This window comes from Streptomyces sp. NPDC059861 (assembly GCF_042731435.1).
GTDB lineage: Bacteria > Actinomycetota > Actinomycetes > Streptomycetales > Streptomycetaceae > Streptomyces.
In genome coordinates, this window is sequence record NZ_JBHWJQ010000026.1 from 105,792 (window position 1) to 116,453 (window position 10,662).

A 10,662-nucleotide genomic window follows, 5' to 3' on the forward strand; every position below is an offset into this window, starting at 1 on the left:
GCCTCAGGTGTCAACGTCGACCCGCCTAGCACTCGCCGCTAGTCGCTCTCTGGAACGGAAGATATGAGCAGGACAGTCACACACACCCGCCTCGCCGTCGTCGCCGCGGCAGCAGCAGCAGGCATCACCGTACTCGCCGGGTGTTCCTCATCCCCCTCGTCCGACAACGCGTCCGCGGGCTCCTGCGAGCCCGCGAAGGGCAAGGTCACGCTCCAGTACTGGAACACCGTTCCGGGCATGGACAAGGTTGTCGACCTGTGGAACAAGAAGAACCCGAACATCCAGGTCGAGACGAAGAACATCTCCAACGACCAGTACGGCGCCATCGGCAACGCGCTCAAGGCGGGCAAGGCACCTGACCTCGCACAGGTCGGCTACGACCAGCTCCCCAACCTGCGCACCCAGGACGCGTTCGTCGACGCGTCGGCCTGCGCGGACGCCACCGCGGCCAAGTCCAAGTTCGTTCCCTGGACGTGGTCGCAGTCCAGCTTCGGCGACACCGGCGTGTTCGCCCTCCCGCAGGACACCGGCCCGATGGCCCTGTTCGTGCGCAGCGACATCTTCGAGAAGTACGACGTCGCGATCCCCAAGACCTGGGACGAGTACGCCACGGCCGCCGAGAAGCTGCACAAGGCCGACTCCGACCTCACCATCACCTACTTCGACCCGAACAACGCCGAGTGGTTCAACGGCCTGCTCTGGCAGAACAACGCCAACATGTACGCCTACGCCGACGACAAGTGGCACGTCACGGTCGAGTCGGAGCAGAGCGAGCAGGTCGCGAACTACTGGCAGGACCTGATCTCCGACGACGCGGTCCGCACCGACCTCGCCCACGGCTCCACCCAGATGTACGCCGCGTACCAGAAGGACCAGATCGCCAGCTACATCGGCGCCGCCTGGGGCTACAGCATGTTCCGCGACAACCTGCCCAAGCAGGCCGGCAAGTGGACGATCGTCCCGATGCCGACCTGGGGCGCGAACGCCACGTCCGGCAACTGGGGCGGATCGACCGTCGCGTTCATGAAGGACAGCAAGCACCTGTACGAGTCGGTCAAGTTCAACACGTGGCTCAACACCGACCCGGAGGCGCTCGCACTGGAGAACGAGCTCGGCGGCCTCTACCCGGCGGCCACCGCGGGGTTGGAGCTTCCGGCGCTGTCCAAGGGCGTGCCGTACTACAACAACCAGAAGATATTCGACGTCTTCGCCGAGTCGTCCCAGCAGGTCGACACCAGCTTCACCTGGGGGCCCACACAGAAGACGGTGAACCTGGCGCTTCAGGACGCCATGGCCAAGGCGGCGGCCGGTGACGGCAAGCTCACCGACGCGCTCGCTGTCGCCCAGGAGGCGGCACTGAAGTCGATGCAGGACCAGGCGATCCCGGCCACGGCGGGCAAGTGACCGCAGCATGACCGACATCGCAACCCGCGCGACCAGCGCGGTGGCGTCGTCCAAGGGCCGTCGCCGTCGTCTCAACGGCGGCGGCCCCCGGGCGGGCACCGTCGCCGCGTTCCTGATCCCCTTCTTCCTCCCGTTCGTGCTGTTCTACCTGGTGCCGGTGGGCTACGCGCTCTGGCAGAGCGTCCGCGTCGTGCGCCGTACCGGAGGCCAGTACGGCACGTCGTACACGACCTTCGGTGGTTTCGAGCAGTACGCGGAGGTCTTCCAGAACAGCGAGTTCTGGGCCAGCATCGGGCGCATCGGACTGTTCGGCGTCGTACAGGTGCCGGTCATGCTGTTCGTCGCGCTGGTCATGGCGCTGCTCCTGGACACCCCGCTGCTGCGGCTCAAGTCCTTCTTCCGGATCACGGCGTTCATGCCGTACGCCGTGCCCGGAGTCATCGCCGCGATCATGTGGTCGTATCTCTACTCGCCGCAGCTCAGCCCCGTTGTCGACCTGTTGAAGGGCATCGGTCTCGAGCCCGATTTCCTCGGTCCCGGTGCCGTGTTGTGGTCGGCGGCGAACGTGTCCACGTGGCTGTGGACCGGCTACAACATGCTGATCATGTACGCGGCGCTGCAGTCGATACCGCAGGAGCTCTACGAGGCCGCCAAGATCGACGGCGCGAGCAACTGGACGATCGCCTGGCGGGTCAAGGTTCCGATCATCGCCCCGTCGATCGTCCTGACCACCGTGTTCTCGATCATCGGTACCCTTCAGCTCTACGCCGAGCCGGCCGTGCTGCGCCAGATCTCCTCCAACATCTCCAGCACGTTCACACCCAACATGCTCGCCTACGCGGTGGCGTCCGGGAACAACTACCAGCAGGCCGCGGCGATCTCGGTGGTCATCGCCGTCATCACCTTCGTCCTGAGCTTCGGTTTCATGCGACTGACTTCGAAGAAGGCGGGCCTGTGAGCAACCAACCCGCGATCCGCGAAAGCCGCGTCAGCCGCACGGCCGTCATGGCTCTGATGTTCCTGCTGGCCATCTACTTCCTGCTGCCGGTCTACTTCCTGATCGTCGCGGCGACGAAGCCACAGGGTGACCTCGCCTCCACCAACGGGCTGGCGTTCTCGGACTTCAACCTGTTCGAGAATCTGCGGGTCCTGTTCACCCGCAGCGACGGCATCTTCGGGCGGTGGGCCCTGAACACCGTCATCTACGCGGTGCTGGGCGCCGCCGTCGGCACCCTGATCTCCGCGCTGTGCGGCTACGCGCTCGCCAAGTTCCGGTTCCGGGGCCGCGAGTTCCTGTTCTCGGTCATCCTCGGCGGTGTGCTGGTGCCCACCACGGCGCTCGCCCTCCCGCTGTTCCTGCTGTTCTCGGCGACCGGGCTCGTCAACACCTACCTCGCGGTGTTCCTGCCCAGCGTCGTCAGCCCGTTCGGTGTCTACCTCGCGCGTATCTTCGCCAACGCCGCCGTCCCTCAGGAACTCATCGAGTCGGCGCGCCTCGACGGCGCGGGAGAGTTCCGTACGTTCTTCTCGGTGGCGTTCAAGCTGATGACGCCGGCGCTGGTGACCATCTTCCTGTTCCAGTTCGTCGCCATCTGGAACAACTTCTTCCTGCCGATGGTGATGCTCCAGAAGGAGTCACTCTTCCCGATCACGCTCGGCCTCTACCAGTGGAACGGTCAGACCGCCCGCGCCCCGCTCCTGCAGCAGTCGGTGATCACCGGCTCGCTGGTGTCGATCGTGCCCGTGATCATCGTGTTCATCCTCCTCCAGCGGTTCTGGCGCACCGGGCTGGCCGCCGGATCCCTCAAGTAGTCCCGCCCGCGCTCCACGTTCACCCTCCCCCGCCAGCACAGAAGGTCGCCCTCGCCATGCAGAACTCCGCCGTCTTCGTGCCCCATTTCCACTGGGACCGTGAGTGGTACGAGCCCTTCCAGGTGTTCCGGCACCGGCTCGTCGCCGCCCTCGACACCGTGCTGGAGACGGCCGAGGCGAACCCGGACTTCCGGTTCACCGTCGACGGCCAGATGGCCGCGGTCGAGGATTATCTGGAGATGCGACCGGAGAACCGGGATCGCGTCGTGGCCCTGGTCCGCGAGGGCAGACTCGCCATCGGACCGTGGCTGATCCTGCTCGACGAGTTCCTCTGCTCCGGTGAGACCATCGTGCGCAACCTCCAGATGGGCTGGGCGGCCGCGGAGGCCCTCGGCGGTGCGATGCCCATCGGCTATCTGCCCGACATGTTCGGCCACGTCGCGCAGATGCCGCAGATCCTTGCGCGCGCCGGGATCGAGCACGCCGCGCTGTGGCGCGGTGTGCCCGGCTCCGTCGACGGCCATGCCTTCCGCTGGCGCGCCCCCGACGGCTCCGTGGTGCGGACCGAGTTCCTCTTCGACGGCTACGACAACGGCCTCGACGTCCTGCTGGTCCCGGACCAGATCGGCCGCGCGCTCGGCGAGTACGCCGAGATGACGGCCGAGCGCTGGGGTGGCGATCCGGTGCTGGCCATGGCCGGCACCGACCACAACGCGCCCGACCCACGCCTGGCGGCCTGGCTGCGGCAGGCGTCCGGCGAGGAGCGCGCCATCACCATCGCGACGCTCGACGAGTACATCCGGGGGCACGTGCGGGACGAGGTGACCGCCGTCGTCACCGGTGAACTGCGCAGCCATGTGCGCGGCAACATCCTTCCCGGCGTGCTGTCCGTGCGGCTCGGGCTCAAGCAGCGGATGGCCGTCGCCGAGCGCACCGTCGACCACGCCGAGCGGGTCAACGCCCTGTGGTCCCGGCGCGACGACTCGCCGTTCCTCTCGCTGGCATGGCACAAGATCATCGAATCGACGGCACACGACTCGGTGGTCGGCTCGGGCACCGACGAGACCTGCGACCAGGTCGAGGCCCGGCTCGCCGAAGCCGCGCAGGCGGCACGAGCCGTACGGGACGCGGCGCTCGCCGAGCCCGCCGCCCTCGTACCGAGCGACAGCCACCTGGTGGCCAACCCGCTGCCCTCGGCGCGCACCGCGCTGGTCGAGGTGGATGTCGTCGCCCCGCCGGAGGGGACCACGCTGGTCGCGACCGCCTCCGACGGCTCCGAGCAACCCGTGCAGTTGATCTCCCAGGCCCCGACCGTGCTCAGCGACGAGCGCATGGACGCGTCGCAACTGGAGCGGGTGCTGCGTCGCATCCACCGCCGTGAGCTGTTCGGCCTGCTGATCGACCGCTACGAACTGACCGCGGGCGCACTGGTCTTCCACCTCGCCGAGGTGCCGTCCAGTGGACCCTTCGATCTGCTGATCCTGCGCCGCGAGGTCGCCGCCGCGGCCGCCGCGCACCCGGGTGAATGGCAGGTACGGACGCTGGTGGAGGCCCGCGCCACCGCCCTGGTGCCCGTGCAGGTCCCCGCCTGCGGGCTGACGAGTTTCCGGGTCGAGGCGACCGACCGGCCCGCCGCCCCGGCCGTGCCTCTCATGCCCGCCACAGCGACGGCCGGCACGCTGTCGAACGGCCTGGTCGAGGTCGCGGTCGCCGCCGACGGGACCCTGGACGTGACCGGGGCCGACGGCGCCGCCCTGAGGGGAGTCGGCCGGCTCGTCGACGGCGGTGACCGCGGCGACAGCTACAACTACGCTCCCCCGGCACGGGACGTGCTCGTGTCGGAGCCGGCGCATGTCACCGTCGAACTCCTGGAGAGCGGCCCGCTGCGTTCCCGGCTGCGCGTCACCCGGGTCTACGACTGGCCCGTGGCGCTCTCCTCCGACCGTGACCTGCGCAGCGACCGGACCGTGCCGACGCCGGTGGAGATGCTGGTGGAGGTACGCGCGGGTGAGCCGTTCGCCCGGATCACCACGTCCTTCCTGAACCAGTGCGCCGACCACCGGCTGCGCTTCCATGTGCCGCTGCCCGAGCCCGTCGACACGTCCGCCTCCGCCGGGCAGTTCGCCGTCACCGAGCGCGGGCTCACCGCCGAGGGCGGCTGGGGCGAGTACCCGCTCCCCACCTTCCCCGCGAGTTCGTTCGTGTCGGCCGGAGCCGCCAACGTCCTGCTCGACCACTCCAGTGAGTACGAACTCGTCGACGAGGGCTCCGCACTCGCCATCACAATGCTGCGCGCGATCGGATCGATCAGCGTCAACATCCACCCTCTCCGCGACGAGCCCGCGGCGAGCGAGATCCTCGCACCGGGCGCGCAGGATCTCGGCATGCGGATCGAGAACCGCTTCGCCGTCGTGCCGTCGGCAAGCGGCTGGCAGGGTGGCAACGCGGTCGCCCTCGCCGAGGAGTTCCGCAACGACGTGCTGGTCACCCGTGGGACCGCACCTGCCGCGGGTCAGTTGCCCCCCGACGCGAGTGGCGTGCGGGTGGACGGCAGCGACGTCCTCGTCTCCAGCATCCGCCGTGTCACCGACGACGAGCGCGGGACCGGCACCGAGGTCCGGATGGCCGCGATGAGCGACACCACGTCGACCGTCCGCGTGACCGGCGCGTTCACCGAGGCCACCACGGTCGACCTGCTCGGCCGGCCGCTGTCCCGGACGTCCATGCGGGACGGGCTCGACCTCGTCCTCGGTCCCTGGGAGATCCGAACCGTCGTGCTCCGGTAGCCACTCCCCACGGCAGAACGACCTTCCCCCCCTCGCCACCACGAAAGTTGTGACTCCTTGTCATCCGAGCTTTCCGCGTACGTTTCGGACACCACTCCCGCGCGTGGTGCGCTGCGCCCGGCCCGCTCGTGGCTGCACTCCGACGCACCCTCACGTTCCCTGAACGGGCCTTGGCGCTTTCGTCACTCGCCCGTGGCCTCGGTGGCGGAGGACTTCGCGACCGAGGACTTCGACGACCACGGCTGGGACAGCATCGCGGTGCCCTCGCACTGGGTGCTCCAGGGCGACGGGGCCTACGGCCGGCCGATCTACACGAACATCCAGTTCCCGTTCCCGATCGACCCGCCCCACGTCCCGGACGAGAACCCCACCGGCGACTACCGCCGTCACTTCGACATCCCCGCCGACTGGTCGGACTCCGAGCGCATCGTGCTGCGGTTCGACGGTGTCGAGTCACTCTTCAAGGTGTGGGTCAACGGGATCGAGATCGGCAGTGCCAGTGGCAGCCGGCTGGCTCACGAGTTCGACATCACGTCCGCGGTACGCACGGGCGACAACGTCGTCGCCGTGCGGGTGCACCAGTGGTCGGCGGCGAGTTACGTCGAGGACCAGGACCAGTGGTGGCTGCCGGGCATCTTCCGCGACGTCACCCTGCTCGCCCGGCCGGCCGGAGGCATCGAGGACGTCTGGCTGCGGACCGGTTTCGACGACGGCCGCGGACGCGTCGTCCCCGAGGTCACCGCCGACGCGACGGCGTTCCCCGTCACCCTGCGCATCCCCGAACTCGGCATCGAGCGGGTCTGGGCGACGGCGGACGACGTCGCCCCTGTGGACGTCGCCGAGGTGCAGCCCTGGTCGGCCGAGCGGCCGCGTCTGTACGACGTCACCGTGTCGACGGCCGCGGAGAGGATCGCCCTGCGGGTGGGATTCCGTACGGTCGAGATCCGCGGCGATCGCTTCCTGGTGAACGGCCGCCGCGTCGTGTTCCACGGAGTCAACCGCCACGAGACCCATCCCGAGCGCGGCCGTGTCTTCGACGAGGAACACGCCCGCGAGGACCTCGCGCGCATGAAGCGGTTCAACGTCAACGCGATCCGCACCAGTCACTACCCCCCGCATCCGCGGTTGCTGGACCTCGCCGACGAACTCGGATTCTGGGTCGTCCTCGAATGCGATCTGGAGACGCACGGCTTCGACAAGGTCGACTGGGTCGGCAATCCGAGCGACGACCCCGCGTGGCGCGCGGCATACCTCGACCGCATCCAGCGCACCGTCGAACGCGACAAGAACCATCCCAGCATCGTCATCTGGTCGCTGGGCAACGAAGCGGGAACCGGCAGCAACCTCGCCGCCATGTCGGCCTGGGTCCACGCCCGCGACGCGGAACGCCCCGTGCACTACGAGGGTGACTACACCGGCGAGTACACCGACATCTACTCACGCATGTACGCCTCGGTACCGGAGACCGAGCGGATCGGCACCGACGGCGCACGCTCCGTGCTCTTCAACTGCACCCCCGCACAGAGCGCCCGGCAGCGCTCCAAGCCGTTCCTGCTGTGCGAGTACGCCCACGCGATGGGCAACGGCCCGGGAGCGCTCGACCAGTACGAAGCGCTGGTTCACGCGCACCCACGGCTGCACGGCGGGTTCGTCTGGGAGTGGCGCGACCACGGCATCCTGGCCACGACCCCCGACGGCACGCCGTACTACGCCTACGGCGGCGACTTCGGAGAGGCCGTGCACGACGGCAACTTCGTCATGGACGGGATGCTGTTGAGCAGCGACGACCCGACGCCCAGCCTGCACGAGTTCAAGGCCGTCGTGCAGCCGGTCCGTTTCGGCTTCGACACCGACGAACTCTCGATCACGAACCTGCGGCACTCGGCCGACACCTCCGACCTGCGCTTCCGCTGGCGCGTCGAGCACGACGGAACACTCGTGGACTCCGGGGACCTGGACGTGCCCGCCGTCACGGCGGGCGAGTCAGCAGTGGTGCGGCTGCCCCGGATCGTGGCGGCCCCGCACGCCGAGACCTGGCTCACGGTCGACGCGGTGCTGGCGGAGGCAGGTGACTGGGCACCGGAAGGGCATGTGATCGCGACCGCCCAACAGGACTGCTCAGCACGTTCTGTTGTGCCCTCGGTCCGGCCGCGGAGCGACTGGCGGCCGGGCGACGGAACACTGACACTCGGCATCGCCGACTTCACCGGCGGATCGCTGGTCCGTCTGGCCGGCCGTGCCGTGACCGGGCCGCGACTGCAGTTGTTCCGCGCGCCGACCGACAACGACGCGAGTCCCTCCGAGGGAGTCGAGAACAGCGACGCCGGCATGGCCGAGGTGTCCGACGCCGACCTGTGGCGTCGCGACGGTCTCGACCGGCTGATCACCCGGCGCGTTTCGGTGGAACAGGCCGCGGGCGCCCTGCGTACCGTCGACAGGGTCTCCGCGGCGAACTCCGCCCTGTCGGTGACGGTCGAGTCCGTCTGGTCGCTGGAAGACGGCGAACTGGAACTGCGCGTGGAGATCGAGCCTTCGAGCGGCTGGCGGACGGTGTGGCCCCGGATCGGACTCGGCTTCCAACTGCCCGATGGCGCGACTCCCGTGGACGGCGCGGAGTGGTTCGGTCTGGGCCCCCTGGAGTCCTACCCGGACAGCCTGCACGCGGCCCGCACCGGCCGGTTCTCCTCCACCGTCGGTGACCTCTCGGTGGACTACGCACGTCCCCAGGAGACCGGGCACCGCTCCCAGCTACGGTCGCTGACGCTGACGAGTGCGGCCGCCGAGGTGCTGCGGGTGGTGACCATCCCCGACGTGCACGGCCGCCGCCCCGGATTCACCCTCAGCCGCCACACCCCGCAGCAGATCGCCCGCGCGGGGCATCCCTTCGAGCTCCCCGACTCCGCGACGACCCACCTGATCATCGACGCGGCCCAGCACGGGCTCGGCTCACGTGCCTGCGGCCCGGACGTGGCGCCCGAGTTCGTGCTGCGCCCCGAGGCACGCACCATCAGGCTTCGCATGGCGGCGGGGGGAGAGGCCTGACCGGAGTCCCAGGGCGCCATCGGTGCCACAGGCGTCGCCGTGTGCCGCGTCGCCCGCCATCAGGTGCTCGGGCGTCACCCTGTCCTCGGAAGGGCGACGCCCGAGCGGGAGTCGGAGTCAGGAGTCAGGAGTCAGCCGACCGGGAAGGTGTCGGGAGTCCTGATGCGCTCACGAATCCATACGCCGGCGGGCTTCAGAGGCGCGGTGCCGACCCAGGAGCCGGGGTTGTCGCAGGTACCGGTCTTGAAGACGGCTCCGGTGCGGTGATCGTCGGAGAAGTTCCAGTTCGTCCAGCTGATCTTCTTGTTCGCCATCAGGTCGAGGTAACGCTGCGACATGGTGAAGTCGTTGTTGCCCTCACCGGCGTAGTTCTGGGTGCCGAACTCCGTGACGAAGACCGGGAGCGCGTCAGCGGCACGGGAGAGGGTGGCCAGGTACTCGTCGCGGTGCGAGTCGGCGTAGAAGTGGAAGGTGTACATGATGTTCGACGCCCTGACCGGGTTGTTCACCACCTCGGACTCGCCCGCGCCCTCGGAGACACCGAACGAGGACCAGGCACGTGTTCCGACCAGTACGGGGGCGTCGGAGTCGATGTTCCGGATCGTCGGGATGATCTGCTCCGCGTAACTCTTGATCCGGGACCAGCTCACGCCGCTGGGCTCGTTGGCGATCTCGTAGAGGATGTTGTTCTTGGCCTTGTTGCGGTTGGCGATGTCGGTGAAGAACTTCCGCGCGTTGCTCAGGTTGGCGTGCGGGTCACCCGGGGTGAGCATGTGCCAGTCGACGATCACGTACATGCCGCGATCGGTCGCCTGCTGGATCAGGGAGTTGGCGAGGTCGGTGAAGTGCGTGGGGTTCGTTTCGTACCCGCCCTCCTGCACATAGGTCGAGACCCGCAGGACGTCGGCCTTCCAGTCCTGGGCCAGGGCGTCGAGGGAACCGCCGGTCAGACAGTGCGGGTACCACTGGGTGCCGTGGGTGCTCATGCCGCGCAGCTGGATCGGGTTCCCGCGGCTGTTGCAGAGCTTGGTGCCGCAGACCCTGAGCTGTCCGTTGAGGGAGACCGGCGTGTCCGCCGCGGCCCGGGCGTCTGTCGTGGTCCGCGCGGTGGCATCGCCGGAGGTCGACCGGTCGGTCTGTTCAGCCGACTGATGCGACATCGCGCGGGCGGGGGCGGCGGGGACGACGGCCGTGGTCAGCAGCAGTGCCCCGCCGATCACGGCTGCCACCGCAGCCGGGGGTAACAGCTTGAGCCTCAGTTTCACCTGAACACCGTCCATTGGCGTGACCGACAGGAAACTTTCCTAACTTGATGGAAGCAGGTGCTTTCCTGATGCGGCAAGGGTGCTGACGGCACCGGTCATCCACAGGGGTTCACGTGGGTGGACGGGCGGTGTGTCACCCCCGGAAGGCGAGCCCCCGCTCCTGAAGTGCCTCCGCCAGGATGCGCACGGCCTTCGGGCCGACCCCGTGCAGGGCCAGCAGCTCCGCCTGCGTGCGCCGCGCCACCTGCTCCGGCGTCGCCAGCCCCGCGCCGAGCAGGGCCCGGGTGGCCGGCTTGCCGATGCCGGCGGGCAGGTCGACGCTGGGGCCGCCGGCCGACGCCTCGGCGTCGGCC

General features: G+C 68.8%; 7 protein-coding genes. 5 read left to right on the forward strand and 2 right to left on the reverse strand.

Annotated features, from left to right (window positions below):
* Positions 1 to 63 precede the first annotated feature (63 nt).
* From ACFV6X_RS22870 to ACFV6X_RS22890, 5 genes are read left to right on the forward strand one after another with little or no spacing between them, the layout of a single operon-like run.
* The gene (locus ACFV6X_RS22870) at positions 64 to 1,404 is read left to right on the forward strand and encodes an ABC transporter substrate-binding protein (protein ID WP_385386202.1); all 1,341 of its coding nucleotides are present in this window, start codon (positions 64 to 66) and stop codon (positions 1,402 to 1,404) included.
* 7 nt (positions 1,405 to 1,411) lie between these two features.
* Positions 1,412 to 2,362, forward strand: a complete 951-nt coding sequence (locus tag ACFV6X_RS22875; protein ID WP_385386204.1) for a carbohydrate ABC transporter permease — start codon at positions 1,412 to 1,414, stop codon at positions 2,360 to 2,362.
* Positions 2,363 to 2,409: 47 nt separating this feature from the next.
* The gene (locus ACFV6X_RS22880) at positions 2,410 to 3,216 is read left to right on the forward strand and encodes a carbohydrate ABC transporter permease (protein WP_385386224.1); all 807 of its coding nucleotides are present in this window, start codon (positions 2,410 to 2,412) and stop codon (positions 3,214 to 3,216) included.
* 56 nt (positions 3,217 to 3,272) lie between these two features.
* Positions 3,273 to 6,002 (forward strand): glycosyl hydrolase-related protein, encoded by a 2,730-nt coding sequence (locus ACFV6X_RS22885; RefSeq protein WP_385386206.1) that lies wholly within the window; start codon positions 3,273 to 3,275, stop codon positions 6,000 to 6,002.
* A 57-nt stretch (positions 6,003 to 6,059) separates the two neighbouring features.
* The gene (locus ACFV6X_RS22890) at positions 6,060 to 9,044 is read left to right on the forward strand and encodes a glycoside hydrolase family 2 TIM barrel-domain containing protein (protein WP_385386208.1); all 2,985 of its coding nucleotides are present in this window, start codon (positions 6,060 to 6,062) and stop codon (positions 9,042 to 9,044) included.
* 131 nt (positions 9,045 to 9,175) lie between these two features.
* Here the strand turns inward: ACFV6X_RS22890 and ACFV6X_RS22895 are convergent, their stop codons facing one another.
* Positions 9,176 to 10,324 carry a glycoside hydrolase family 5 protein gene (locus ACFV6X_RS22895; RefSeq protein ID WP_385386210.1) on the reverse strand — a complete coding sequence of 383 codons (1,149 nt, stop codon included), beginning with the start codon at positions 10,322 to 10,324 and terminating at the stop codon, positions 9,176 to 9,178.
* Between the two features lie 118 nt (positions 10,325 to 10,442).
* Positions 10,443 to 10,662 (reverse strand): helix-hairpin-helix domain-containing protein (locus tag ACFV6X_RS22900; RefSeq protein WP_385386212.1); only part of this gene is annotated, 220 nt, incomplete at its 5' end.